Annotated in this window: 1 protein-coding gene; it reads right to left on the bottom strand. The window is 52.8% G+C overall.

Translation table 11 applies throughout. From position 1 onward, the window contains the following. Positions 1 to 20: 20 nt before the first annotated feature. A complete protein-coding gene (locus tag MJ643_RS30390; protein ID WP_013970314.1) occupies positions 21 to 974 on the bottom strand; it encodes an IS110 family transposase in 954 nt (317 codons plus the stop codon). Between the last annotated feature and the right edge of the window lie 210 nt (positions 975 to 1,184).

The raw sequence follows: 1,184 nt of genomic DNA, 5'->3' as shown, positions 1-1,184 counted from the left end.
TGTGGGAGATTCTATGGTTTTCAGCAAGCCAGTTTCGCGCCTTTAGTGACGTATTCGTCCTGATTTTTCATCAGGGCGAATGCCACCCGCGCGAGCTTTCTTGCCAGGATTACCAAAGCTTGGGTTGTTGCTTTACCACTGCTCCGATGCTGTTCGTAAAGCCCTTTCCAGGCTGCCGATCTGCTGGCCGCCATCGCAGCGTTGTGCAATAAGCGACGAATTTCTGAACAACCTCGCTTGGTGAGGCGACGTCGCCCATTCTTCTGCCCGGAATCACTGACTCGTAAATCCATTCCTAGGAATGCAATGTACGAGTCACTGCTTTTGAACTCGCCCCTTGTAAAAGCCATCACCAATGCTGCGGCGGTGAGAAAACCAATGCCCTCTACTGCCTGGCAGCGAGCGACTTGTTCCTGTAGCCCAGCGTCTCGCAGTACTTCTTTAATCTTCTTTTGAATCAACTGATCCAGCCGATCTATCGACTTCACAAAAGTTTCGAAGGCGGCTTTCAAAAGGCTTTCGTTAGCCCAGCTCTGAGTCATTGCAGTACGAGCAGTCACCAAGGCGGCTCTGCGTCGCAAGAGGCTCTGAAGCTTGCCGTAGACAGCGGGAGGCGGGCTCCAAGGGCGAAGGTCCTCGCCTTCATTTTTTAAAAAACGGGACAACAACCGAGCATCGGAGGGGTCGGTTTTAACCCGTCCCCCAACACTTTTCCGGTAGTTGCTCAATTGAAAACCATCGATGACATAGACCTCGAAGCCTAGGCTGTGGGCCAATTCAACCAGGTCCAAGTGGTAGACATTGGTCGCCTCAACAGCGATAGCGGTGTTGAGGGGTTGTTGCTTGAGCCACCTTCTGATCTCGAGTTTGGAGTTTTTCAGCCTGATGATCTCGTCGCGATCATCGTGGTGGATAACCAGCTCAGCCTTCGCGACATCCGCACCCACGATCAACTTACCTACCTGCATTGCCATGGGCGGCTCCTCACGTTATGGTTTTTCGGCTTGAAGGGGTTTCACCAAGAGGCGCTGGCTTGCTTCTATCGTCGCTTGCAAACGATGCATTCTTTATCGGCGCTTTGGTGGAAGGGGTGGGGCGATGTCTCCCACGGTCTGTACTGCTGTGAACAGTCAGAATCGGGCATTTAGTCCCACCACCCCTTCAAGTCTAACCATACAAGCGGG

This window comes from Pseudomonas sp. PNPG3, from assembly GCF_023093815.1.
Classification (GTDB): domain Bacteria; phylum Pseudomonadota; class Gammaproteobacteria; order Pseudomonadales; family Pseudomonadaceae; genus Aquipseudomonas; species Aquipseudomonas asiatica.
The sequence above is the reverse complement of the archived record's forward strand: the minus strand, read 5'-3'. Positions and strand labels throughout refer to the sequence as shown.